The sequence below is a fragment of the Amycolatopsis sp. NPDC021455 genome (assembly GCF_040640995.1).
Lineage (GTDB): Bacteria > Actinomycetota > Actinomycetes > Mycobacteriales > Pseudonocardiaceae > Amycolatopsis.
The window spans coordinates 1-24,624 of the sequence record NZ_JBFACT010000098.1; the positions used below are offsets into that span (position 1 = coordinate 1).

22 protein-coding genes are annotated in these 24,624 nt (G+C 70.3%); 8 read left to right on the forward strand and 14 right to left on the reverse strand.

Translation table 11 applies throughout. The features are described 5' to 3' along the window. Window positions 1-85 precede the first annotated feature (85 nt). Window positions 86-1,543, reverse strand: coding sequence for an MFS transporter (locus AB0G28_RS45855; protein WP_361104720.1), 1,458 nt, complete (start codon window positions 1,541-1,543; stop codon window positions 86-88). Between the two features lie 86 nt (window positions 1,544-1,629). Between AB0G28_RS45855 and AB0G28_RS45860 the strand changes: the two genes are divergently transcribed. Continuing rightward, a complete protein-coding gene (locus tag AB0G28_RS45860) occupies window positions 1,630-2,004 on the forward strand; it encodes a MarR family transcriptional regulator (RefSeq protein ID WP_361104723.1) in 375 nt (124 codons plus the stop codon). A 1-nt stretch (window position 2,005) separates the two neighbouring features. Here AB0G28_RS45860 and AB0G28_RS45865 read toward each other — a convergent pair whose 3' ends face one another. The 8 genes from AB0G28_RS45865 to glyA all read right to left on the reverse strand — a co-directional run bounded on the left by AB0G28_RS45865 (window position 2,006) and on the right by glyA (window position 12,545). Beyond that, window positions 2,006-3,340, reverse strand: a complete 1,335-nt coding sequence (locus AB0G28_RS45865) for a trypsin-like peptidase domain-containing protein (RefSeq protein ID WP_361104726.1) — start codon at window positions 3,338-3,340, stop codon at window positions 2,006-2,008. Between the two features lie 149 nt (window positions 3,341-3,489). Beyond that, window positions 3,490-5,925, reverse strand: a complete 2,436-nt coding sequence (locus tag AB0G28_RS45870; protein WP_361104729.1) for an FAD-dependent oxidoreductase — start codon at window positions 5,923-5,925, stop codon at window positions 3,490-3,492. An 11-nt stretch (window positions 5,926-5,936) separates the two neighbouring features. Further along, window positions 5,937-6,779, reverse strand: a complete 843-nt coding sequence (gene purU, locus AB0G28_RS45875; protein WP_361104732.1) for a formyltetrahydrofolate deformylase — start codon at window positions 6,777-6,779, stop codon at window positions 5,937-5,939. Further along, on the reverse strand, window positions 6,776-7,255 hold the full coding sequence (locus tag AB0G28_RS45880; protein ID WP_361104735.1) for a sarcosine oxidase subunit gamma family protein: 480 nt from the start codon (window positions 7,253-7,255) through the stop codon (window positions 6,776-6,778). Before AB0G28_RS45880 ends, purU begins: the two co-directional genes overlap by 4 nt. Then, window positions 7,245-9,782, reverse strand: a complete 2,538-nt coding sequence (locus AB0G28_RS45885) for a 2Fe-2S iron-sulfur cluster-binding protein (RefSeq protein ID WP_361104737.1) — start codon at window positions 9,780-9,782, stop codon at window positions 7,245-7,247. Before AB0G28_RS45885 ends, AB0G28_RS45880 begins: the two co-directional genes overlap by 11 nt. Beyond that, the gene (locus AB0G28_RS45890; RefSeq protein ID WP_361104740.1) at window positions 9,779-10,057 is read right to left on the reverse strand and encodes a sarcosine oxidase subunit delta; all 279 of its coding nucleotides are present in this window, start codon (window positions 10,055-10,057) and stop codon (window positions 9,779-9,781) included. The genes AB0G28_RS45885 and AB0G28_RS45890 overlap by 4 nt, the downstream gene beginning before the upstream one ends. 8 nt (window positions 10,058-10,065) lie before the next feature. Continuing rightward, on the reverse strand, window positions 10,066-11,277 hold the full coding sequence (locus AB0G28_RS45895; protein ID WP_361104742.1) for a sarcosine oxidase subunit beta family protein: 1,212 nt from the start codon (window positions 11,275-11,277) through the stop codon (window positions 10,066-10,068). Next, on the reverse strand, window positions 11,274-12,545 hold the full coding sequence (gene glyA, locus AB0G28_RS45900; RefSeq protein WP_361104745.1) for a serine hydroxymethyltransferase: 1,272 nt from the start codon (window positions 12,543-12,545) through the stop codon (window positions 11,274-11,276). The genes AB0G28_RS45895 and glyA overlap by 4 nt, the downstream gene beginning before the upstream one ends. 57 nt (window positions 12,546-12,602) lie before the next feature. Here glyA and AB0G28_RS45905 point away from each other — a divergent pair, with 57 nt between their 5' ends. Then, complete coding sequence (locus tag AB0G28_RS45905) at window positions 12,603-13,250, forward strand: GntR family transcriptional regulator (protein WP_361104748.1); 648 nt, start codon at window positions 12,603-12,605, stop codon at window positions 13,248-13,250. On the opposite strand, the gene AB0G28_RS45910 is transcribed toward AB0G28_RS45905, so the two are convergent. Together AB0G28_RS45910 and AB0G28_RS45915 are read right to left on the reverse strand one after the other, a co-directional pair. Further along, window positions 13,247-14,368, reverse strand: a complete 1,122-nt coding sequence (locus AB0G28_RS45910) for an aromatic ring-hydroxylating dioxygenase subunit alpha (RefSeq protein ID WP_361104751.1) — start codon at window positions 14,366-14,368, stop codon at window positions 13,247-13,249. The two genes, AB0G28_RS45905 and AB0G28_RS45910, sit on opposite strands and share 4 nt — an antisense overlap. A 282-nt stretch (window positions 14,369-14,650) precedes the next feature. Then, window positions 14,651-15,229, reverse strand: coding sequence for a TetR family transcriptional regulator (locus AB0G28_RS45915; protein ID WP_361104754.1), 579 nt, complete (start codon window positions 15,227-15,229; stop codon window positions 14,651-14,653). 92 nt (window positions 15,230-15,321) lie between these two features. Between AB0G28_RS45915 and AB0G28_RS45920 the strand changes: the two genes are divergently transcribed. The 5 genes from AB0G28_RS45920 (at window position 15,322) to AB0G28_RS45940 (ending at window position 21,693) form a co-directional block, all read left to right on the forward strand. Continuing rightward, window positions 15,322-16,788 carry an aldehyde dehydrogenase family protein gene (locus AB0G28_RS45920; RefSeq protein WP_361104756.1) on the forward strand — a complete coding sequence of 489 codons (1,467 nt, stop codon included), beginning with the start codon at window positions 15,322-15,324 and terminating at the stop codon, window positions 16,786-16,788. Between the two features lie 33 nt (window positions 16,789-16,821). Then, a complete protein-coding gene (locus tag AB0G28_RS45925; protein WP_361104759.1) occupies window positions 16,822-18,390 on the forward strand; it encodes an amino acid permease in 1,569 nt (522 codons plus the stop codon). Between the two features lie 8 nt (window positions 18,391-18,398). After that, the gene (betA, locus tag AB0G28_RS45930) at window positions 18,399-20,057 is read left to right on the forward strand and encodes a choline dehydrogenase (RefSeq protein ID WP_361104762.1); all 1,659 of its coding nucleotides are present in this window, start codon (window positions 18,399-18,401) and stop codon (window positions 20,055-20,057) included. 185 nt (window positions 20,058-20,242) lie between these two features. Further along, a complete protein-coding gene (locus AB0G28_RS45935; protein WP_361104765.1) occupies window positions 20,243-20,563 on the forward strand; it encodes a bifunctional 3-phenylpropionate/cinnamic acid dioxygenase ferredoxin subunit in 321 nt (106 codons plus the stop codon). Next, entirely contained in the window at window positions 20,560-21,693 is a 1,134-nt protein-coding gene (locus AB0G28_RS45940; protein WP_361104767.1) for an FAD-dependent oxidoreductase, read from the forward strand. The genes AB0G28_RS45935 and AB0G28_RS45940 overlap by 4 nt, the downstream gene beginning before the upstream one ends. Here AB0G28_RS45940 and AB0G28_RS45945 read toward each other — a convergent pair. Continuing rightward, window positions 21,647-22,630, reverse strand: coding sequence for a response regulator transcription factor (locus AB0G28_RS45945; RefSeq protein WP_361104770.1), 984 nt, complete (start codon window positions 22,628-22,630; stop codon window positions 21,647-21,649). The two genes, AB0G28_RS45940 and AB0G28_RS45945, sit on opposite strands and share 47 nt — an antisense overlap. 198 nt (window positions 22,631-22,828) lie before the next feature. Here AB0G28_RS45945 and AB0G28_RS45950 point away from each other — a divergent pair, with 198 nt between their 5' ends. Further along, window positions 22,829-23,053 carry a hypothetical protein gene (locus tag AB0G28_RS45950; RefSeq protein WP_361104773.1) on the forward strand — a complete coding sequence of 75 codons (225 nt, stop codon included), beginning with the start codon at window positions 22,829-22,831 and terminating at the stop codon, window positions 23,051-23,053. Here the strand turns inward: AB0G28_RS45950 and AB0G28_RS45955 are convergent. Together AB0G28_RS45955 and AB0G28_RS45960 are read right to left on the reverse strand one after the other, a co-directional pair. Then, the gene (locus AB0G28_RS45955; RefSeq protein WP_361104776.1) at window positions 23,050-24,027 is read right to left on the reverse strand and encodes a hypothetical protein; all 978 of its coding nucleotides are present in this window, start codon (window positions 24,025-24,027) and stop codon (window positions 23,050-23,052) included. The two genes, AB0G28_RS45950 and AB0G28_RS45955, sit on opposite strands and share 4 nt — an antisense overlap. Continuing rightward, window positions 24,024-24,572 (reverse strand): hypothetical protein, encoded by a 549-nt coding sequence (locus tag AB0G28_RS45960; protein ID WP_361104779.1) that lies wholly within the window; start codon window positions 24,570-24,572, stop codon window positions 24,024-24,026. The genes AB0G28_RS45955 and AB0G28_RS45960 overlap by 4 nt, the downstream gene beginning before the upstream one ends. Window positions 24,573-24,624: the final 52 nt, after the last annotated feature.

Sequence of the window (24,624 nt, forward strand, 5' to 3'; positions counted from 1 at the left end):
CCATTGTGGTGTTGGGTGCTTCTCCCCCCCCCAACGCCACATTGGGTGCGTTGGACGCAACCAACGCCACATTGGGGCGCTTGCGTCAGTCGGCGAGCGCGAGCAGGTCCTCTTCGACGACCGGTTCCTCGGCCGTCCGCTTCCGGGCCACCAGACCACTGATCGCGATCAGCAGGCCCAGCACCGCGATGCCGGTGACCACGCTCAACGCCGGGGTCAACCCGGTCAGCAGCGCGGCCGGCGAGGCCTCACGGCCGCCGTTGGCGGTCAGGACCGCCGTCACCACCGCGAGCCCGATCGCGCCGCCGACCTGCAGGGACGTGTTCAGCAGACCGCCCGCCAGGCCCTGCTCGTCGTCCGCGATGCCCGCCGTGGCCTGGATGTTGAGCGACGAGAACGCCAGCGTGAAGCCGATGCCGAGCAGGATCATGCTCGGCAGGACGCTGCCCGCGTAGCCCGAGTGCTCGTCGATGCGCAGGAACAGCGCGTAGCCGATGACGTGCGCGACCACGCCCGCGAAGATCGTGCGGGGCGTGCCCACCCGGTCGATCAGCGGCTCGATGCGCGGGGAACCGAACGCCACGATCAACGCCGCCGGCAGGAAGCCCAGCGCCGTCTGCAGCGCCGACCAGCCCAGCACCCGCTGCAGGTACAGCATCACGACGAACTGGAACCCGATGTACGCGCCGAAGAACAGCGCGCCGCCGAGGTTGGCGCGGGCCAGCGGGCCCGAACGGAGGATGCCCAGCCGCAGCAGCGGGTGGCGGCTGCGCTTCTCGATGACCACGAACGTCACCAGCAAGGCCAGCGCGACGGCGAACGTGATCAGCGTCCGCGCCGAGGCCCAGCCGACCTTCGGTGCCTCGACCACGCCGAACACCAGCAGGAGCGAGCCGGCCGCGCCGGTGATGGCGCCCGGGAAGTCGTAGCCGCCGCCCTGTTCGGCGCGGTACGACGGGATCAGCTTCCACGCCGCCACCAGCGCGACCAGCGCGATCGGCGCGGGCAGCAGGAACGTCCAGCGCCAGCCGACCTCGGTCAGCAGGCCGGAGAACACGAGCCCGGCGGAGTAGCCGCTCGCCCCGAACACGGCGAAGATGCTGATCGCCTTGTTGCGGGCCGGGCCCTCCTGGAACGTCGTGGTGATGATGGACAACGCGGCCGGCGCGGTGAAGGCCGCGGCCAGGCCCTTGATGAACCGGCTCGCGATGAGCAGCGCGCCGTCGTCGACGAGCCCGCCGAGCAGCGAGGCCAGCGCGAACACCGCGACGGCGACCAGGAACACGCGGCGGCGGCCGAGCAGGTCGGCGGTGCGCCCCCCGAGCAGCAGCAGCCCGCCGTAGCCGAGCACGTACCCGCTGACGACCCATTGCAGCGCGCTGGTGGACAGGCCGAGGTCGGCCTGGATCGAGGGGAGCGCGACCCCGACCATCGACACGTCGAGCGCGTCGAGGCCGATGACGATCGAAACGGTGAGCAGGACACCCCAGAGACGTGCGTCCCACCGGGTTGAGGTGGTGGACAAGGACACGGAAGAGCTCATGCCGGCGACAGTACATGCACGCGCATCTAATGTCCACGCATTTAATGCGTTTGCATCTGATGCCCGCGCATGCTAAGTTGGTCGCCGTGAGCGACGTCGCCGAGAAACAACTGGTCCAGGAGTGGCACGAACTGCTGGCCCGCTACTCGGCCGTGTTCAGCAAGCTCGAGTGCCGCCTGCAGGAGCGCCACGGGATCGGCGCGAACGAGTTCGAAGCCCTGGAGCGGGTCGCGACCGGCGACTCCAAGTGCCGGTCGGCCGACCTGACCGAGGCCATCCACCTCAGCCAGAGTGCCACGTCACGGCTGGTCGCCCGCCTCGAGAAGGAGGGTCTGGTCGAGCGCGCGCTGTGCGAGGTGGACCGGCGCGGCATCTTCGTCTCCCTCACCGACGCCGGCCGTGAGCGCTATCTCGCGGCGAAGCGGACGCACCGCGAAGTGCTCAACGAAACCCTGCGCTGACTCAGCCGACCGGCCCCTCGATTGCCTTCACCGGCACTTGCCGGCCGCCGGAGGCACCCGTGACCGTCAGCGTCAGCTGGTCGCCCGGGTGGTGGGTGTCCATCACGTTCGTCAACGTCGTCGCCGAGTCGATCGGCTTGCCGTCGATGGCCGTGATCACGTCCCCGGCCGCGAGCCCGGCCTGCTGGGCCGGCCCGCGCGGGACGACCTGGCGGATCTGGGCGCCCTGGCCCTGGGAGTCCGACACCGAAACGCCGATGAACGCCGTCTTGCCGATGTGGACCTTGTCCGACGCGGTGCCCGCGACGATCTGGTGGGCGATGTCGATCGCCTTGTTGATCGGGATGGCGAAGCCCTGGCCGGCGCCACCGCTGCGACGCCCGTTCAGCTGGTAGCCGGTGGAGGCGGCGGTGTCGACGCCGATCACCTGCGCGTCCGCGTTGACGAGCGGGCCGCCGGAGTCACCCGACTCGATGTTCGCCCGGACCTGGATCAGGCCGGTGAGCTGCTCGGACGACCCGCTGGACTCGTCCGAGGCGGTGATCGACTGGTCCAGCGCCGTCACGGTCCCCGGGGCGGCCACCGGGTCGCCGCCGCGGCCGCCGGCGTTGCCGAGGCCGAGGATCTGGTCGCCGACCTTGACCGCCGACGAGTCGCCGATGGTCGCCGTCGGCAGCCCGGACGCGCCCTGCAGCTGCAGGACCGCGACGTCTTCGCTGCGGTCGTACCCGACCACCTGGGCCTTGTACGTCTTGCCGGTGCCGATGCTGGTGACCTTGATGCTGGTCGCGCCGGCGACGACGTGGTTGTTGGTGAGCACCTCGCCGTCCGCGGTCAGCACGATGCCGGTGCCCGCCGCGGCCGCGCCCTGCAGGCCGAGCTCGGTGTTGACGTTGACGATCGCCGGGTTGACCTTGGCCGACACGGCGTCGACGTCGAGCACCGTCTTCGCCGCGCTGGGCTGCCCGGAGAAGCCGAAGTTCTGGTTGCCGCTCGCCGTGGGCGCGTTCGCCCCCGAGATCAGGTGCCCGATCCCGAGCCCGGCGACCACCGCCAGCGCGACCGCCACCACGGCGACGGTGAACGCGCGGAACGGGTGACGCTTGCGCGGCGGCGGCTCGTACGCGGGCGGCGGCGGGTAGGCGTAGCCGGGCTGCGTGTACGGCGAGTACGGGCGTCCCCACTGGTCACGGGGCTGGTCGTACTGCTGCTGGTAGTAGCCCTGGTGGTCCTGCGGATACCCGTTCTGGCCGTAGTAGTCCGACGAGTACCCGCCCTGGCCGTAGCTGTACGGGTACTCGCCGCCGCCTCGCGGTCCTCGGTCGTACTCGCTCATGCACAGCTCCAGCCCTCGACAAGCCTCCGGCTCGTACCAGGAAACGCCTCGATCCTGAGAATTTCCTTGTCCGGTTCCGTGGACTTGCTGTGGATTACCCGTGGAGGCGCCGAGACCGACCTGACGTGACCGATGTTACGCCGGCGGCATCACCGCCGGATCCGTTCCATGCCGGGGTCGACCAGCGGCTCGGCGGCCACGGTCGCCGCGACCCGCCGTCCGAAGTACTCGATCTCGACGCTGCTGCCCACGTCCGCCGACGCCGGCAGCCACGCGTAGGCGATCGGACGGCCCACGGTGTACCCGTACGCGGCACTGGTGACGTACCCCGCGGCGACGCCGCCGACGAACACCGGTTCCTTGCCGAGCACGACCGTGCGGCCGTCGTCGATGGTCAGGCACCGCAACCGCCGTGACGCCGTTTCTTCGCTTCGCCCCTCGATCGCGTCCCGGCCGAGGAAGGGGCCCTTGGCCGGCCGCACGGCGAACGCCAGCCCGGCCTCGTACGGGTCGTGTTCGGTGGTCATGTCCGTGCCCCACAGCCGGTAGCCCTTCTCCAGCCGCAGGCTGTTGAACGCCGCCCGCCCGGCCGCGACGACGCCCAGGGACTGCCCGGCCGCCCACAGCGCGTCCCACAACCGTAGGCCGTTGTCCGCGCTGGTGTAGATCTCCCAGCCCAGTTCGCCCACATAGGACAGCCGCATCGCGGTCACCGGCACCCCGGCGATCCGCGCCTTGCGCGCCCGGAAGTACTTCAGCCCCGTGTGCGAGAAGTCCTCGCGGCTGAGCGGCTGCACGAGGTCACGCGCCAGCGGTCCCCACACCCCGACGCAGCAGGTCCCGCCGGTGATGTCGCGGACCTGGACACCGGAAGGCGCGTGCTTCACGAAGTGGTCGACGTCGATGTTGCCGTTGATGCCGACCTGGAACACCTCCGGCTCCAGCCGCGCGACCGTGACGTCGCTGCGGACGCCCCCGGCGTTGTCCAGCATCAGCGTGTAGGTGACCGACCCGACCGACTTGTCCAGCTGGTTCGTGGTCAGTGACTGCAGGAACGCCAGTGATCCCGGCCCGCTGATCTCGACCCGCTTCAACGGCGTCATGTCGTACAGCGCGACGCCGTTGCGCGTGTGCCACGCCTCGGCCGCCGCGATGGGCGAGTGGAACTGCGCCGACCACGCGTCCCGCGCGGGTGGCAGCCAGTCGTGCGGCAGCTTCTTGAGCAGCGGCGCGTTGGCCTCGAACCAGTGCGGCCGCTCCCAGCCACCCGCCTCGAGGAACACCGCGCCCAGCTCGCGTTGCCGCGCGTGGAACGGCGTCACCCGCAGGTCGCGCGGGGAAAGCTTGGGCTGCAACGGGTGCAGGATGTCGTAGACCTCGACGAAGTTCTGCTGCGCCGTCTCGTGCACGTACGACGGCGCGAGCTGGACCTCTTCGAAGCGGTGGACGTCGATGTCGTGCGTGTCCACTTCGGAATGCCCGTCGACGAGCAGCTCGGCGACCGCCTTCGCGATGCCCGCCGAGTGCGTCACCCAGATCGCCTCGGCGAGCCAGAACCCGCGGACGTCGGCCGACTCCCCCACCAGCGACTGGCCGTCCGGGGTGAAGGAGAAGATGCCGTTGAAGCCTTCCTCGACCTTGGTCTGCCGCAACGCGGGCAGCAGCAGCTTGCTCTGCTCCCACGACGGCGCGAAGTCGTCCTCGGTGAACGGCAGCATCGACGGCATGGCCGTGTCGCTCACCGCCGGGTCCAAAGTGGACTCGTCGACCGGCATCGGCCGGTGCGCGTAGGAGCCGATGCCGAGCCGGTCGACGTGCTCGCGGAAGTACAGGTCCTGGTCCTGGTGGCGCAGGATCGGCAGGCTCGCCTCGACCTCTTCGGTGTTGCGCCCGACGAGTTCCGCGACCTGCCCGGTCTTGGCATACTGGTGGGCCAGCGGCAGCAGCGGGACGTCCATGCCCACCATCGCGCCGATCTCGCGCCCCCAGAACCCGGCGCACGACACGACGACGTCGGCCGGGAAGTCACCCTGATCGGTGCGGACGCCGGTGACGCGCCCGCCTTCCTGCAGCACGTCGGTCACCTTCGTCGACCCGACGAACCGTGCGCCCCGCTCGGCGGAACGCGAAATCAGCACCTCGACGGCCTTGGCCGCCCGCGCGAGCCCGTCGGTGGGGACGTGCAGCGCGCCGAAGATCCGCGAACCGTCCAGGAGCGGCCAGCGGCGGACACACTCGTCGGCGTCGATGAGCGAACCCGGCACGCCCCACGACGTCGCCCAGCCGTGCTTGCGCTTGAGGTCCTCCCAGCGGGCCGGCGTGGTCGCCACCTCCATGCCGCCGACCTGGTTGAAGCAGCCCAGGCCCAGGAACTTCCCGACGGTGTACTTCGCGAACTCCGTCATCGTCTTGGCGGGGTTGGTCTGGAAGACCAGGCCGGGCGCGTGCGACGTCGACCCGCCGGTGCGCGGCAGCGGGCCCTGGTCGAGCACGGTGACGCCGGTCCAGCCGCGGGCGGTCAGCTCGTCGGCCAGGTTCGCGCCGACGATGCCGGCGCCGATGATCACCACTCGCGGTGCGGTCATGGCGGAACTCCTTAGCGGAAGACGACGGTGCTGTTGCCGTTGAGCAGGACGCGGCGTTCGCAGTGCCAGCGCACCGCGCGGGAGAGGGCGAGAGCTTCGGCGTCGCGGCCGACGGTCACCAGCTCGCGCGGCGAGTACGTGTGGTCGACGCGCTGGACCTCCTGCTCGATGATCGGGCCCTCGTCGAGGTCGGGGGTGACGTAGTGGGCGGTCGCGCCGACGTACTTGACGCCGCGGTCGTAGGCCTGGTGGTAGGGCTTGGCGCCCTTGAAGCCGGGGAGGAACGAGTGGTGGATGTTGATCGCGCGGCCTTCGAGCTTCCGGCAGAGGGCGTCGGACAGCACCTGCATGTACCGCGCGAGCACGACCAGGTCGGCCTCGTACTCGCCGACCAGGTCCAGGAGCCGCTGTTCCGCCTCCGGCTTGGTCTCCGGCGTGACCGGCACGTGCACGAACGGCACACCCGCCGCCTCGGCCATCGGCCGCAGGTCTTCGTGGTTGGAGACGACGACGGCGATCTCGGCGCCGAGGCCGCCCGCGCGCCACCGGAAGAGCAGGTCGTTGAGGCAGTGCCCGAACTTCGAGACCATCACCAGGATCCGCGGCGGGGTGCCGTCGGAGAACTCGAACTCCATGCCGAAGTCGCCGGCCACCGGGGCGAACGCGCGGGTGAGGTCGTCCACCGTGGTCTGTTCGGCGCGGGTGAAGGACGTGCGGAGGAACAGCGAGCCGCGGACGTCGTCGTCGAACTGCTGGTGCTCGACGATGTCGCAGCCCTGCCCGACGAGGAACGTCGTGACGGCGTGGACGATGCCCGAGCGTTCGGGGCACTTGAGGGTCAGGGTGAAGGTCACGAGACGTACTCCAGGCTCGCGTCGGCCAGCCAGGCCCTGAAGTAGTCCGAAAAGGACTGTCGTACGAGGACCGTGAAGCCGTCTTCCCGGACCATCAGCACGATCCCGGTCCGCGCGAGCAGCGTCTGCACGCACGTCCCCACCGGCGCCACTTCCAGGTCGATCGCGCACCCGTGGGCCAGCACGTCGGCCGCGTGCACTCCAGTGAGCCGGTAGACGTTGCGCTGCGCCGACACATCCACCACCGCCAAGACCGAGCTTTCCCGTGAAAGCTCGGCCTCCAGGTCGGAGCTTTCACGTGAAAGCTCGAGACCGAGGACGAGGTATTCGTCGGGGCCCATCCAGAGGATGTCGATCCCGTTGCCGCTGGTGAACGTGCACGGGCCGGGCAAGGGGACGCCGAGGAGCGTGTCGCCCTGCCGGAGGCGGACGGTGAGCTGGGTGCGGAACGGTTCTTCGACCGCGTCAACCGTCACGGCGGGCTCCTTCCTTGTCGAAGAGCACGGATTCGGTCACCGTCACGGGCACCACCTGGTCGCCCACGGGCACGTAGAGCGTCTCGCCGATCCGTTCGCGGCCCGAACGCACCAGCGCCAGCGCGAAGGTGCGACCGAGGGCGGCGCTGTCGTAGCTGGAGGTGACGTGGCCGAGCATCCGTACCGGTGGCTCGGGCACGACGTCGGATTCGATGATCTGCGAGCCCTCCGGCAGCAGCACCGACGGATCGAGCGGCAGCAAGCCGACGAATTGCTTGCGGTCGGGCCGGTTGTTCTCGACGCGGGCGAAGGAGCGTTTGCCGATGAAGTCGGCTTTCTTCTTGGATACCGCCCAGGACAGGCCGAGGTCGTGCGGGGTGACCGTGCCGTCGGTGTCCTGGCCGATGATCGGGTAGCCCTTCTCGGCGCGCAGGACGTGCATGGTCTCGGTGCCGTACGGCGTGACTCCTTGGTCCACTATGGACTGCCAGAGCGCGGGCCCGTGCCACGACGGGACGTTGATCTCGTAGGCCAGCTCGCCGGAGAAGCTGATCCGGCAGACCCGGGCGGCGATGCCGGCGACCTCGGCGTCCTGCCAGGTCATGAACCCGAAGGCCTCGTTGGAGACGTCGAGGTTCGGCGCCAGGCGACCCAGCACCTCGCGGGAGCGCGGTCCGACCAGCGGGATCGTCGCCCAGTGCTCGGTGACCGACGTCGCGTAGACCTCCAGGTGCGGCCACTCCGTCTGGAGCCACTCCTCCATCCACTCGAGGATCTTCGCCGCGTTGCCGGTCGTCGTGGTGACCAGGAACCGGTTCTCGGCGACGCGGATGACCGTGCCGTCGTCGATCACCATGCCGTCGACGCCGCACATCACGCCGTAGCGGATCCGGCCCACCTTCAGCGTGCTCATCATGTTCGTGTAGAGCATGTCGAGGAACCAGCCGGCGTCCGGGCCCTGGACGTCGATCTTGCCCAACGTGGACCCGTCCATGCAGGCGACGTCGTTGCGGGCGGCGCGGCACTCGCGCCGGACGGCGTCGTGCATCGACTCGCCGGGCCGCGGGTAGTACCACGGCCGCTTCCACTGGCCGACGTTCTCGAACTCGGCACCGTGCTCGACGTGCCACGGGTGGATCGTCGTGACACGCACGGGATCGTGCAGGTCACCGCGGTTCCGCCCGGCCAGCGCGGCGAACGGCACCGGGGTGTACGGCGGGCGGAACGTCGTCGGCTTGCGGTCGGCGAGGTCGACGCCGAGGGCCTCGGCGGTGATGCCCGCGGCGAGCATTCCGGACGTCTTGCCTTGGTCGTGGGCGGTGCCGATGGTCGTGTAGCGCTTGATGTGCTCCAGCGAGCGCAACCCCGCGCCGGTCGCGCGCAGGACGTCCGACACGGTCGCGTCGCGCTGCTGGTCGACGAACCGGGTGTCCACTTCGGACTCCGGGGCGGGGACCTGCCAGAGCACCTTGCTCTCCGGTAGCCCTTCGCCCGCGGCCGCGCCGACGACGGTCACGTTCGGCAGATCGCCGTCGGGGACATACGCGCCCAGATCAGGCGAGTACCGGAGGGTGCCGCGAGCCTGGCTGTAGAGGTGCACGACCGGGTTCCAGCCACCGGAGACGAGCAGCAGGTCACAGGGCACCCGCTCGCCCTGCATCTCGCCGAGTTTCGCAACGTGGGCGGCCGTGATGTGCTCGTCTCCGTCGGTGCCGATGACGCCGTAGCCCTCGCGGGCGTCGACGATCCGCACGATCTCGGCCCCGGCCCCCGCCAAGTCGGAGGCAGCCTCGTAAGCGGAGTCGTTGGTGGTGAACACGACCACGCGCCGCCCGGCCAGGACGCCGTACCGGTTCAGGTACGTGCGCGCGGCGGAAGCGAGCATGATGCCGGGGCGGTCGTTGTCCGGGAACACGATCGGCCGTTCGTGGGCGCCGGCGGCGATGACGATCCGCTTCGCGCGGATCCGCCAGACCCGCTGTCGCGAGATGCGTTCAGGGGCCTCAGGTTCGCCCCGGCGCTCCAGGGCGAGCACGAACCCGTCGTCGTAAATGCCGAACGCCGTCGTGCGCGAAAGGAACCGGACACCCTCCGGTGCTTCGCCGTCGGGCTGGTCGTCGACGAGGAGCACTCGCCCTTCGGCCGCCGCAGCGGCGGCACGTCCGGCAGGTCCGGCACCGATGACCAGGACATCGCAGTGGGCGTGCTTCGTGTCGTACCGCGCCGGGTCGGGCTCGGCGGCCAGGCGGCCTTGACCACGCAGGCCACGCGCCTCTAGACCGTCGTACAACTCGACGGTCGTCGCGGACAGCATCGGCTCCGGGAACGGCTTTTCGATCTGCACCAAGGCATTCGAGTCCTCGACGCCGGCGCCGACGATGCCGCGCGGCCGCCCGTACTTGATGCTCGTGGCGACCCGGTGGATGCCGTTGGCCAGCAACGCGGAAGCCAGGGTGTCGCCGAGGTAACCGGTCAGCTCGCGGCCGTCGAAGGTGAACTTGAGCGGGACACCGGACAGTCGGGTCATGGGATCACCGGCCTGGGCTCGTCGAGGCGGTAGACCGCCAGGAGGTCGTGGGTGCGGGTGTCGCGGACGGCGTTGAACCACCGGCGGCACCCCGCGGAGTGGCTCCAGCGCTCGGCGAACGGGCCGCTCGGGTTCTCGCGGAAGAAGACGAACTTCGCCCATTCCTCGTCGGACAGCGCCGACGGATCCGACGGGTAGGCGACGTGCGCCTGGCCGCCGTAGTGGAACTCGGCTTCCTCTCGTGGCCCGCACCAGGGGCAAGGGATCAGCTGCATCGAAACTCCTAGTGCGCGACGGCGGCGGCGCCGTGCTCGTCGACGAGGGCACCGGTGATGAACCGGTCCAGGCTGAACGGTTCGGCGTACTCGTGCGGCTTGCCGCGCGCGATGGTCTGCGCGAAGACGTCCCCGACACCGGGGGTGGCCTTGAACCCGCCGGTCCCCCAGCCGCAGTTGAGGAACAGGTTCTCCACCGGGGTCAGGCCGATGATCGGCGAGGCGTCCGGGCTGGTGTCGACGATCCCCGCCCACGTCCGCAGCAGGTGCGCCCGCGCGAACACCGGGAACAGCTCCAGCGCGGCCGCCATCTGCTGCTCGATGATGTGGAACGAGCCGCGCTGGCCGTAGCCGTTGTAGCTGTCGATGCCCGCGCCCATCACGAGCTCGCCCTTGTGCGCCTGGGAGACGTAGACGTGCACGGCGTTCGACATGACCACCGTCGGGTGGATCGGCTCCAGCAGCTCCGACACGAGGGCCTGCAACGGGTGCGAGGTCAACGGCAGGTCCAGCCCGACCATCTTCGCGAGCACGGACGTATGCCCGGCCGCGCACAACGCGACCTTGCCCGCCGCGATCCGGCCCCTCGACGTCTCGACGCCGGTGACCCGGCCGTCCACTGTGGATATTCCGGTGACCTCGCAGTTCTGGATGAGGTCGACGCCCATTTCGTGCGCGGCCCGCGCGAAACCCCAGGCCACGTAGTCGTGCTTCGCGATGCCCGCGCGCGGCTGGAAGGTGGCGCCGAGAACCGGGTAGCGGACGTCCGGGGCGATGTTGACGATCGGGCAGATCTCCTTGACGCCGTCGGCGTCCACCCACTCGGCGTCGATGCCGTTGAGCTTGTTGGCCTCGACGCGGCGGACGCTGTCGCGGACGTCCTGCAGGCTGTGCGCCAGGTTCAGCACCCCGCGCTGGCTGAACAGGATCGGGTAGCCGAGGTCCTCTTCGAGCCCTTCCCACAGCTTGAGGGAGTGCTCGTAGATGCCGGAACTCTCGTCCCAGAGGTAGTTCGAGCGGATGATCGTGGTGTTGCGGGCCATGTTCCCGCCCGCGAGCCAGCCCTTCTCCAGTACGGCGATGTTCGTAATGCCCTGTTTGGCCAGGTAGTACGCGGTGGCGAGGCCGTGCCCGCCGCCGCCGACCACGATCACGTCGTAGTTCTTGCGAGGCTCGGGGTTGTCCCAGAGGAAGTCCGGGTGCTCCGGCAGGTCGGTCATCGCACGTCCTCCGAGTAGAGCGGGAACCGCTCGGCCAGGGCGGTGACGCGGGCGCGAAGCTTCCCGGCGTCGTAGCCAGGCCGCAGCGCTTCGGCGATGACGTCGCCGGCTTCGCGGAACTCGGCGTCGCCGAAGCCGCGCGTGGCCAGGGCCGGCGTGCCGATGCGCAGGCCGGAGGTGACCATCGGCGGGCGTGGGTCGAACGGGATGGCGTTGCGGTTCACGGTGATGCCGACCTCGTGGAGCCGGTCTTCGGCCTGCTTGCCGTCCAGCTCGGAGTTCCGCAGGTCGGCCAGCACGAGGTGGACGTCGGTGCCGCCGGTCAGCACATCGATCCCGCCGTCCAGGAGCCGTTCGGCCAGGAGCTTCGCGCCGCTGAGCGTCCGCTGCTGGCGTTCGACGAATTCCGGCTCGGCCGCCATCTTGAACGCGACGGCCTTCGCCGCGATGACGTGTTCGAGCGGCCCACCCTGCTGACCGGGGAAAACGGCCGAGTTGACCTTCTTGGCCAGCGCCGGGTCATGGGTGAGCACCACGCCGCCGCGCGGGCCGCCGAGGGTCTTGTGCGTGGTGGTCGTCGTGACGTGCGCGTGCGGCACCGGCGACGGGTGCAGGCCCGCGGCGACCAGCCCGGCGAAGTGCGCCATGTCGACCATCAGGTACGCGCCGACCTCGTCGGCGATCTCCCGGAACCGGGCGAAGTCGAGCTGACGCGGGTAGGCCGACCAGCCGGCGATGATCAGCTGGGGCCGGTGCTCCTTCGCCAGCCGCTCGACCTCGGCCATGTCGACGCGGTAGTCCTTTTCGGACACTTCGTACGCGGCGACGTCGTAGAGCAGGCCGGAGAAGTTGATCCGCATGCCGTGCGTCAGGTGGCCGCCGTGGGCCAGCGACAGGCCGAGGATCTTGTCGCCGGGCTTGAGGAGCGCGGCCATGGCGGCGGCGTTGGCCTGCGCGCCCGAGTGCGGCTGGACGTTGGCGAACTCCGCGCCGAACAGCGCCTTGACGCGGTCGATGGCGAGCCGTTCGAGGACGTCGACGTGCTCGCAGCCGCCGTAGTAGCGACGTCCCGGGTAGCCCTCGGCGTACTTGTTGGTGAGCACCGAGCCCTGGGCCTGGAGCACACTCAGCGGGGCGAAGTTCTCGGAGGCGATCATCTCCAGCGTCGACTGCTGCCGGTGCAGCTCCGCGCCGATCGCCTCGGCGACCACCGGGTCGTAGTCGGCCAGGGACCGGTTGAGCACGTGCTGGTCGATCGTCGCGGTCATCGCGCGTCCTTCGTGGTCGACTTCTGATATATCAATCGTCGATGTAGGCTAAGCGGCGTGCATCCACCGGTCAATCCCCCATCCCTGGCCGAACAGGCGTACCTCTTCGTCCGGGATCGCCTGGTCATGCTGGACATCCCGCCGGGCTCGCCCCTCAACGAGGAGGAGCTCGGCACCGCGCTCGGCATGGGCCGGACGCCGATCCGCGAGGCGCTGAAGCGGCTGGAGTCCGAACGCCTGGTCGTCGCGTATCCGCGGCGCGGGACGTTCGCGACCGACGTCAACATCTCCGACCTCGCGCACATCTCCGAGGTGCGGCGGACGCTGGAGCCGATGGCGACGGCGGCCGCGGCTTCGCGCGCCACGGACGCCGACCGGGCCACGCTGACCGAGCTGCGCGCGCAGCTCGACGCGGGTGTCCCGAGCGGGGACAACGCCGAGCTGCTGCGCACCGACCTCGCCCTGCACCGGGCGATCTACCGGTGCGTGCACAACCCGTTCCTCGAGGACACGCTGATCCGGTACGACAACCTCGCGACCCGGATCTGGTGCGTGTTCGTGCCCCGGCTGTCCGGGATGGCCGGCCACGTCGACGAGCACGTCCCGCTCCTCACCGCGATCATCGAGGGCGACGCCGAGAAGGCGGCCGCGTTGACGCTCGAGCACGTCACCGGGTTCGAGACCGCCATCCGGGCGTTGATCTAGACCGCGGTTTTCGTGCGGACCCAGTCGTGGAACGCGGCGATGTGGTGCTCGCTGGGCACGAGCACCCCGCCGTTGACGTACGAGCGGGAGTCCATGGCGAGCTGGCAGCGTTCGCAGGCCTCGAAGTCCTGCAGGTTGACGCGGTGGAACAGCTCCACCGACCTGCTGAGGTCGCGCCCCGACTCGACGACTTCGGGCAGGTAGAGCCAGTCGCAGCGGACCAGCGTCCGGTCCGGGGCCAGGGGGAACATCCGGTGCAGGATCACGTGGTCCGGGACGAGGTTGACGAAGACCTGGGGCTTGATGGTGATGGCGTAGTACTTGCGGTCCTGGGCTTCGGTGACGCCCGGGAGCCGGTCGACGCCTTCGCTGCCGTCGACGGTGAAGCCCTTGATGTCGCCGCCGAACTCGGCGCCGTGGCCGACGTAGTACTGCGCGGCGTAGCCGTCGGCGAACTCCGGGAGGACCTCGGTGAGCTCGGGGTGGATCGTCGCGCAGTGGTAGCACTCCATGAAGTTCTCGATGATCTGTTTCCAGTTCGCCTTCACGTCGTAGTCGATGCGCTTGCCGAGAGCGAGGCCGTCGATGCCGTAGGCGTCGATCTCTTCGGCGCTTCCGAGGCGTTCGGTGACCGCGCCGACCACGGTTTCTTCGAACGACGGCGGCTCGCCGGCCAGGCAGACCCAGGCGTACCCGAGCCACTCGCGCAGGTGGAGCCGGGTGAGGCCGAACTCGGTGCGGTCGACGTCCGGCATCCCGGTGAGGTTCGGGGCGGCGATGAGCTTGCCGTCGAGCCCGTACGTCCAGGCGTGGTACGGGCACTGGAAGGCGCGCTTGACGGTACCGGTTTCGGACGTGCACAGCCGCGCGCCGCGGTGGCGGCAGACGTTGAGGAAGGCGTTGAGCTTCCCGTCCCGCCCCCGCGAGACGAGGACGCTCTCCTTGCCGATCTGCACGGTCTCGAACGCCCCGGGCGTCGCCAGGTCGGCGCTGCGCACGGCGCAGAACCAGTCGGCCTCGAAGATCTTCGCCTGCTCCAGCGCGAAGACCGCCGGATCGGTGTAGGAGGAGCCGGGCAGCGTGGCGAGCAGGCTCGGCGGAAGATCGGTTGTGGTCACCGGCGTGGTCCTCTCCGCGGATCAGGACGGGAGTAGTTGCGCAGAACGCGTCTAGTTGCACACTCCGCACCAGAGTGACTCCCGCCCGGACCCCGTGTCAACCCACCTTTTTCAACGCCCCCAGGCGTTTCACCCACACGGCGTGATTGCCGGGTCGACTCGCGTGATTGAACAGTCGACACGCGTGATCAGAGGGTCGACACGGCCCGGGCACCCCCTCACGCCGTGTCGACCCTTCAATCACGCGTGTCGACCTCCCAATCACGTGTGTTGGCGTTTCCGTCACGTGGCGGGACCGTCGATGGCTCGGCGGAAGAGGGTTTCTATCTCGTCGCGGGTGGGGCGGGGGTCGGCCAGGGCCGCCTGCATCAGGAGGCCACAGAACAGGCCCGCCAGGAGACGGCCGGTGAGCGGGTCGGTGCGGGAGCCGAAGAACGCGATGAGCGCGTCGTCCCAGGCCGCGCTCGCCTTGCGGAGCGCCGGCCGGTGCAGGGCCGCGACGTACAGGTCGTACTCGACCACGGTGTCCCGGTACTGCTCGTTGATGTAGCCCATCACCAGGTCGGCGAGTGCCGCGGCGAAGTCCGTGTCGGGCGGGAGCGCGGACTCCCACTCCTTCAGCGCGTGGACGTTCTTCTCGGCCGCCTCGTGCAGGGCGACTTCCAGGAGGTCGTCGAGCGTCGCGAAGTGGTAGGTCGTCGAGCCGAGCGGCACGCCCGCCGCCGCCGCGACCGACCGGTGTGTGACGCCGTCGATCCCCCGCTGGGCGACCACCTCGATCGCCGCCTTGGCGATCCGCGCGCGCCGCTCGGGGTCGTTCGGACCGCGGCGCCGCGTCGCGCCGGGTTCGTCCTTGGCCATCGAGCCCCCTTGTGGACATCTGTACACACTTCGCGTACAAATGTACGCACTCCAGCCACCGAGCAGCCACTACCGATCCGGGAAGGGCGCCCGTGAAGGACCTCTACATCGACGGAATCTGGTTGGACGCGGCCACCGGGACGCGCTCCGACGTGCTGAACCCGGCCACCGGCGAGGTCGTCGTGACCGTCGCCGAAGCCGGAAAAGCCGAGGTCGACGCCGCTGTCAGAGCCGCGAGGCGGGCCTTCGACGAGGGCCCGTGGCGCCAGACCACCGCCGGTGAACGGAGTCGAATCCTCCGCAAGACCGCCGACCTGCTGGTCCGCGACCGGGAGGAACTGGCCCGCACCGAAAGCCTGGACACCGGCAAGACCCTCGGCGAGGGCCGCATCGACATCGACGACGTGACGAACGTCTTCCGCTACTACGCCGACCTCGCCGACAAGGACGCCGGACGCCTGGTCGACGCGGGCAGCGCGACCGTCGTCAGCCGGATCGTGCACGAACCGGTCGGCGTCTGCGCCCTGATCGCGCCCTGGAACTACCCCCTGCTCCAGATGTCGTGGAAGGTCGCGCCCGCCCTCGCCGCGGGCAACACCGTGGTGCTCAAACCCAGCGAGGTCACCCCGCTGACGACGATCAAGCTGGTCGCGCTCCTCGAGGAGGCCGGCACGCCGGCCGGCGTCGTCAACCTCCTGCTCGGCGACGGCCGCGTCGGCGCGAACATGGTCGAGCACCCGGCCGTCGACCTCGTCTCGTTCACCGGCGGCTACGCGACCGGCGAGAAGATCATGACCGCCGCCGCGAAGGGCGTCCGCCGCGTCGCCCTCGAGCTCGGCGGCAAGAACCCGAACGTGGTCTTCGACGACGCCGACTACGACACCGCGCTCGACTACGCCCTGATGGCGGCGTTCGTCCATTCCGGACAGGTCTGTTCGGCGGGCGCGCGGCTGATCGTCCAAGATGGAATCCATGACCGGTTCGTCGCGGACCTCGCCGCGCGCGCCGACCGGATCCGGGTCGGCGACCCGCTCGACCCCGCCACCGAGACGGGCGCGCTCGTCTCGGCCCAGCACCGCGCGAAGGTCGAGGGGTACATCGAAAGCGCTCTCGCCGAGGGCGCGACGCTCGAAGCGGGCGGCAAACGGCCCGAAGGACCCGAGTACGAAAGCGGTTTCTTCCTCCGCCCGACCGTTTTCTCCGGCTGCACCCGGGACATGGCGATCGTCCGGGAAGAGGTCTTCGGCCCGGTCGTCACCGTGGAACGTTTCGCGCACGAGGCCGACGCGATCGCGCTGGCCAACGACACCGAGTACGGGCTCGCCGGAGCCGTGTGGACGTCGGACGCGTCCCGCGCCCAGCGGGTCGCCGGGGCCCTGCGCCACGGCACCGTGTGGATCAACGACTACCACCCCTACCTGCCGCAGGCGGAGTGGGGTGGTTTCGGCAAATCGGGCATCGGCCGCGAACTGGGGCCGTCCGGGCTGGCCGAGTACCAGGAGAGCAAGCACATCTACCAGAACATCGATCCCGTTCCGCAGCACTGGTTCAAGGGCTGAATTCCCCTCCCCCACCACGTGAGGACGCATGCCATGACCACTCAGGAAATACCGGCGGGCGGGGGGCCTGCTGCCGACGACAGCTCCGAACTCGAGAAGTTCGGCTACCGCCAGGAACTCGAGCGCTCGCTCGGGTCGTTCTCCAGCTTCGCCGCCGGGTTCAGCTACATCTCCATCCTGACCGGTGTGTTCCAGCTCTTCTTCTTCGGCTTCGGGTCGGGGGGCCCGGCGTTCATCTGGACGTGGCCGCTGGTCTTCGTCGGCCAGGCCGCCGTCGCCCTGTGCTTCGCCGAACTGGCCGGGCAGTTCCCGCTCGCCGGCTCGGTGTACCAGTGGGCCAAGCAGATCGCGAAACCGGCGACGTCGTGGCTGGCCGGCTGGATCATGATCATCGGCGCGATCGTGACGGCGGCGGCCGTCGCGGTCGCCTACCAGATCATCCTGCCGCAGGTGTCGACCGCGTTCCAGATCGTCGGCAGCGACGACGACGCCGGCCTGACGTCGACACCGGGCGGCGCGCAGAACGCCATCATCCTGGCCCTGGTGCTGGTGGTGTTCGCCACGATCGTCAACATCATCGGTGTCAAGCTGATGGCGAAGATCAACAACTTCGGGGTCGCCGTCGAGCTGGGCGCGAGCATCCTGCTCGTGATCGCGCTCGCCATCCACATCAAACGCGGCCCCGGCCTGGTCTTCGACACCGCGGGCACCGGCGAGGGTCAGTCGTTCGGGTACCTCGGGGCCTTCCTGGTGGCGTCGCTGATGAGCGCGTACGTCTTCTACGGCTTCGACACCGCGGGCTCCCTGGCCGAGGAGACCACCAACCCGCGGCGGCACGCCCCGCGCGCGATCCTGCGGGCGCTCACCGCGGCGTTCATCGTCGGCGGGCTGATCATGCTGTTCGGCATGATGGCCGTCGGCGACCTGAGCGCCAAGGAGCTCAGCACGTCCGGCATGCCGTACCTGCTGAAGAGCACCCTCGGCGAGGGGCTCGGCGACGCGTTCCTGATCTGCTCGGCGATCGCGATCACCGTCTGCTGCCTGGCCGTGCAGACCGCCGCCATCCGGATGACGTGGGCGATGGCCCGCGACGGCCGCCTGCCGTTCAGCAACGCGATGGCGAAGGTGTCGCCGCGGTCGAAGACCCCGGTGCTGCCCGCGCTGCTCACCGGCGGCCTCACCGTCGTCGTGCTGCTGATCAACCTCGGCAATCAGCGGGCGTTCTTCATCCTGACCTCGACGGCGATCATCCTGTTCTACATCCCCTACCTGATGGTCACCGGCCCGATGCTGGTGCGCCGCCTGCGCGGGCACTGGCCGCGCCCGGAGCACGGCCCGTACTTCAAGCTGGGCCGCTGGGGCACCCTGGTGAACCTGGTCGCGGTGCTCTACGGCGCGGCCATGACGATCAACCTGATCTGGCCGCGGGCCGAGGTCTACGGCTCCGACCACTGGTACTTCCAGTGGGGCGCGGTGATCGTCACCGCGCTGATCGTGATCATCGGCGCGATAATGCTCTACGTCCGGCGCCGCACGTGGGGCTCGGCGCACACGAGCCCCGAACACATGCCCGACAACGCGCCGGATTCCCTGCCCGGCTAGGAGGACGCATGAGTTCCGAAACCTACGACTTCGTCATCGTCGGCGGTGGCTCGGCGGGCTGCGCGCTGGCGAACCGGCTCTCGGCCGACCCGGCGAACAAGGTCCTCGTCCTGGAAGCCGGCCGGTCGGACTACAAGTGGGACGTCTTCATCCACATGCCGGCCGCGCTGACGTTCCCGATCGGGTCGAAGTTCTACGACTGGGGCTACCGCAGCGAGCCCGAGCCGTACATGAACCGCCGTCGCATCTACCACGCGCGCGGCAAGGTGCTCGGCGGGTCGTCCAGCATCAACGGGATGATCTTCCAGCGCGGCAACCCGATGGACTACGAACGCTGGGCGAGCGACCCCGGCATGTCCACTTGGGACTACGCGCACTGCCTGCCGTACTTCCAGCGCATGGAAAACTGCCTCGCCGACCCGCCGGACGGCCAGTGGCGCGGCCACGACGGACCGTTGGAACTGGAGCGCGGACCGGCGTCGAACCCGTTGTTCAACGCCTTCTTCGACGCCGCCGAGCAGGCGGGCTACCCGCGCACCGACGACGTCAACGGCTACAAGCAGGAGGGCTTCGCGGCGTTCGACCGGAACGTCCGGAAAGGACGGCGGCTGTCCGCCGCGGGCGCCTACCTGCACCCGGTGATGCACCGGCCCAACCTCACGGTGAAGACCCACGCGTTCGTGTCGCAGATCCTCTTCGACGGCACCCGGGCGGTCGGCGTGGAGTACGCGCAGGGCCGCGGGGTGCCCGGTGAGGTGTACGGCAAGGAGATCATCCTCTGCGGCGGCGCGATCAACACCCCGCAGCTGCTGCAGCTCTCCGGCGTCGGCAACGCCGCGGAGCTGGAGAAGCTCGGCATCGACGTCGTCAAGGACCTGCCGGGCGTCGGCGAGAACCTGCAGGACCACCTGGAGGTGTACATCCAGTACGCCTGCAAGCAGCCGGTGTCGATGCAGCCGTCGCTGGCGAAGTGGAAGCGGCCCTACATCGGCGCGCAGTGGCTGTTCCTGCGGTCCGGGCCGGCCGCGACCAACCACTTCGAGGGCGGCGGGTTCGTCCGGTCCAACGACGAGGTGAAGTACCCGAACCTGATGTTCCACTTCCTGCCGGTGGCGATCCGCTACGACGGTTCGGCACCCACGGAAGGGCACGGCTACCAGGTGCACGTCGGCCCGATGTACGCCGACACCCGCGGCTCGGTGAAGATCACCTCGACCGACCCGCGGCAGCACCCGGCCATCAAGTTCAACTACCTGTCGACCGAGACCGACCGCAAGGAGTGGGTCGAGGCGGTGCGGGTGGCGCGGAAGATCCTCAACCAGCCCGCGCTCGACCCGTACAACGGCGGGGAGATCTCGCCGGGGCCGTCCGTCGAAACCGACGAAGAGATCCTGGACTGGGTCGCCAAGGACGCCGAGACGGCGCTGCACCCGTCGTGCACCGCGAAGATGGGCGTCGACGAGAAGTCCGTCGTCGACCCGCAGAGCATGCGCGTGCACGGCACCGAGGGCCTGCGCGTGGTCGACGCGTCGGTCATGCCCTACGTGACCAACGGCAACATCTACGCGCCGGTGATGATGACCGCCGAGAAGGCGGCCGACCTCATCCTCGGCAACACCCCGCTGGACCCGATCAAGCTGCCGTTCTACCGGCACGGGGAGAGCTAGCCTCCGGCGTCGTCGCGCCCGTATCGCCATCCCCGGTACGGGCGCTTCGGCGTGCCCGGGATACCCGTTACCGGGCAACGAAAACTACCGAAGCGTACCCCCTTGACGCGGCTCTCCGCCGGACTCAGACTTGTTGCGTATCACAGTCGATGTTCCCCCATGCGCAACATTCTCCCGGAGGCGTCATGATTCGCGCGTGCACGGTGGACGAGCTGCCCCCCGGCGAGTCCGTCCGGCTCCCCGGACCGCCCGCCATCGCGGTGTTCCACACCGAGGAGGGCGAGCTGTACGCCATCGGCGACACGTGCACCCACCAGGACGCCTCCCTGGCCGACGGCTGGCTCGAAGGCTGCTTCGTCGAGTGCCCGCTGCACGCGGCGCTGTTCGACCTGCGCACGGGCATGCCGACGTGCCTGCCGGCGAAGGACCCGGTGCGCACGTACACCGTGGTCGTCGACGAAGGCGTCATCTACGTCCGGGGCGTGGCCGACGAGGACGCCGCGTGAAGCGCATCGCGGTCGTCGGCGCGTCGCTCGCCGGGGTCCGCGCGGCGCAGGAGCTGCGCGCGCAGGGGTACGACGGCGGGATCGTGCTGATCGGCGCGGAGGCGCACCTGCCCTACGACCGGCCGCCGCTGTCGAAGGGCTTCCTGGCCGGGACGGCCTCGCGCGAGTCGCTGGACCTGCTCGACGCCGGTGACCTGGCGTCGCTGGCCCTCGACTTCCGGCTCGGCGTCGAGGCGACGGCGCTGGAACCGGCCAACCGGCGCGTGCTGCTGTCGGACGGCACTTCGGTGCACGCGGACGGCGTCGTCATCGCCACCGGCGGCCGCGCGCGCACGCTGCCGGGCTTCGAAGGTGCTTTCGTGTTGCGGACAATCGACGACGCACTGGCATTGCGCGCCGCCTTGGTCCCGGGGGTCCGCGTGGCGATCGTCGGAGCCGGGTTCATCGGCGCCGAGGTGGCCTCGACCTGCCGTTCTCTGGGGCTCGACGTCGTCGTCCTGGAAGCTTTGACCGCTCCGCTGGCGCCGGTGCTGGGCCCTGCGCTGTCGGAGGTCTGCGCCCGGCTGCACCTCGACCACGGTACGGACCTGCGCTGCGGCGTCCAGGTCACGGGCCTTTCCCCGGCCGGCGTCTCGCTGGCGTCCGGTTCGGTCGTCCCGGCCGATGTGGTCGTGACGGGCGTCGGGATGACGCCGTCGACCGAGTGGCTCGAGGGCTCGGGTTTGAAGGTCGGCAACGGCGTCCACACGGACGAAGGGCTGGTCACTTCGCTGCCGCAGGTGGTGGCGGTCGGGGACGTGGCCCGCTACGGCGGACGGCGGCACGAGCACTGGACGAACGCGTCGGAACAGGCGCCGGTCGCGGTGGCCAACCTGCTGGCCGGGCACACCGCGCGCACGTACACACCCAGCGGATACGTCTGGTCGGACCAGTATTCGGGGACGTTGCAGCTGGCCGGCCACCCCCGTCCGGACGACACGCTTTCGTTCGTGGACGGCGACCCCGCGTCGTCATCGTTCGTGGCGACCTGGCAGCGCGACGGTGCCACGGTGGGAGTGTTCGCGTTGAACAACGCGAAGCTGTTCAACCGTCTCCGGCGGCAGGCCCTGCGCCGCCCGGCGGCCGTCTGACGGCCGGCGGCACCAGCCCGGTCTCGACCGCGAACCGCACCAGCTCGGAACGGCGGCGGAGGCCGCTCTTGCTCCGCACGCGTTCGAGGTAGGACCGAACGGTGCGCAGCGAGAGCGCGAGCCGCTCGGCGATCTCGGCGTCCGTGCTCCCGTCCGCCACCAGCTGGAGCACCCGCCGCTCCTGGGGGGTGAGGAACGGCCGGCCGGCGGTCGCCGGGCCCTCGGCGGCGGGAGCCGCGTCGAAGCCCGCCGGCACCTGGATCTCCCCCCGCCACGCGGCCCGGACGGCGCGGTCGATGCCGGCGGCATCGGAGTCCTTGCTCAGCACGCCCTGCACCCCGGTTCGGAGGGCGCGCAAGGTCAGGTCGGCGGTCGCGGCCGCGGTGATGATCAGGATCCGGATGTCCGGGTCCGCCGAGCGGATCCGCGCGGCCGCGTCGATCCCCTGCAGCCCGGGCAGGAAGTTGTCCATCAAGATCACCTCGGGCCGGGTGGCGAGCGCGAGCGAAACGGCTGCTTCCCCGTCCGAGGCGGTGCCCACGATCGTGTGCCCGGCGTCGGACATCGCCCGCACCAGCGCTTCCCGGTAGAGCGGGTGGTCTTCGACGACCAGCAGGCGCCGGGGTGACTCCCCGCCGGGCGCCACCGCGGCGACCGCCGCGGCCGGCGCCGGGGCGCCTCCCCGCCGGGCTTCCGCCCAGAAGGCCCGGAACCGCTCGAAGTCTCCGCCGAGCGCGGTCACGACCGCCGCGAGGGCCGGCCACGTCGGAACGACCGGGGACGTCAACACCCGGTGGGCGGTGTCGCGGCTGATCGCGCCACGCTCCGCGATCTCGCGCAGGCTGGGCGCGCCCGCCCCGAGGTACAGGTCGTGGAGCGCGTCGACCAGCCGCCGGTGCGGGCCCGCGGGCACGTCCGGCTTCCGGATGACCGCCACGGTCGCCACCTCCTGCCCCGCGTCAGATTACGTCAGATCATCGCAGATCCGGCCCAGCCCCGGACGAGAGCACGGTGAGCCGCATCCGCGCCTGCTCCGGAAAGTCTGTCAGAATTTGTCAGAAGGTATGGCAATTATGACCGGCGTCCGGGGAAGATGGCAAGGGACACCCCGTCGTCCTCACACCTGGAGCCGGTGATGAGCTTGGATCCCGCCGCCCTGGCCGCGATCGCCGGCGGTTCGGGCCCGTTCGCGCTGGCCTTGGGCTACGGCATCGCCCGGATCGCCGACCGGGTCGCGTTCCTGATCGGCCTGCGCATGCTCCTGCGCCGGACCAAGCTCCCGGCGGGTGAGAAGGTCCTTTCCGGCTACATCGCCCACCACGCGCCCGGGCGCTCCCGCCGTGGGCCGCCGCGAAGCTAGACCGACAGTGCGTCCAGATCGGACTCCAGCCTCGCCCGCCAGGTCCAGCGGCGTTCCGTGGTGTCCGCGCCCTCGCCGGCCGGTGGCCCGAGCGGCAGCGCCTGGTCGGTCACCCCGAACGTCACCCGGTACGCCAGCACCGACGCCGCCGTCCGGATCCACGCGTCGCCCGACGTGCCCGGCGGCGGTGCCACCCCCAGTGCGTGGCCGAACCACGCCGGGAGCAGGGCGTTGGACCCGAGCGCGTCGGTGATCCGCGTCCGCAGCCGCACCTGCAGGTCGTGCCACGCGCGTTCCGCCCGCTCCAGCTGCGGCACCACCCGGGCCTCGACCGCGTCCGCCTCGCGCAACGCCAGCTTCGCCTGGTCCGCCGCCGAGACGGCCGCCGGGATTTCCTCGTCCAGCAGCGTCCGGCGCCGGGTCGTCAACGCCCGCAGCCGCGACTCCGCGTCGCCGCGGGCCCGGGATGCTCGGTCCGTCGACGCCAGCACGCCGATGACGTCCAGCAGGTCGCCGTCGCACTGCGAAAGCGCCGACCGCACCGAGTCCAGGTGCGCGATCTCCTCCGCGTACCGGGCCCGCTGCTCCTTCGTGACGAGCTCCTTGTGGAGGTCGTCCCAGCGCGCCGCCTCGGCCGCGAGCGCCCGGGTCTCCGCGCCGACGTCGTCCAGGTTCACCTGCGGGACGCCGTCGGACACGCGGACCGCGCGCTCCAGGGCCTGCACCTGCTGCTGCAGCCGTTCCAGCCGTCTGCCGAGGACGTCGAGCCGGTCCTGCTGCTGGTGTGCGCCGCCGGTTTCGAGCCGCTCGGCCAGGTCGGCGACGTCCTGCCCCAGGCGATCGTCGGCCGCCCGCAGGCCGTCGACCGCCTCGAACAGCTCGTCGAGGTCGCGGCGCGCCTGCTCGGCGGGCTCCGCGTAGTAGTCCTGCGAAAACTCCGGATCGTCGCCGTAGGTCGCGTAGCCGTGGCTCACGGGATCCGGCTTTCCCGCCACAGCAGCGCGCACGTGCCCGCGACGCCCACCGCCGTCAGGCTCGTGAAGACGGCGGCCGCCGGCCACGGGACCAGCGCCAGCACCAGCAACGCCGCCGTGACGCTGCCCGCCCACGCGCCCCGCCGCCGCTCGCGGATGACGTCGGCGACGCGGCGGACCGGGCCGAAGCCGATCCACAGCCCCGCGGCGAACAGCGGGACCAGCGCGAACAGCCACAGCGGCGTAAGCACCTCGAACAGCACCAGCGCCGCCGCGACCAGCGGCACCAGCACGGGTGCGGCCGCGAAGTACACGACCGCGCGCTGCGTCGCCGCGTGCCGGGACTCGAGCTCGGCGTGGGCGAGCCGGTGCTTGGCCTCGTCGAACGCCAGTTCCGCGTCGAGCAGCCGGTGGGCCGTCGCGACGAGCCCGTCCATCGCCGCGACGTCTTCGGGCGGGGTCGCCAGCCCGTCGCGCAGGTCCTGCTTGAGCCGGGCGACGCGTCCCTCCGCCAGGTCGCGGTCGTGCTGGGCCGGTGTCGTCACGCGAACACTTTAAGTGCCGCGACCGTCACCACCGGCCAACTCGGCCGGTGAG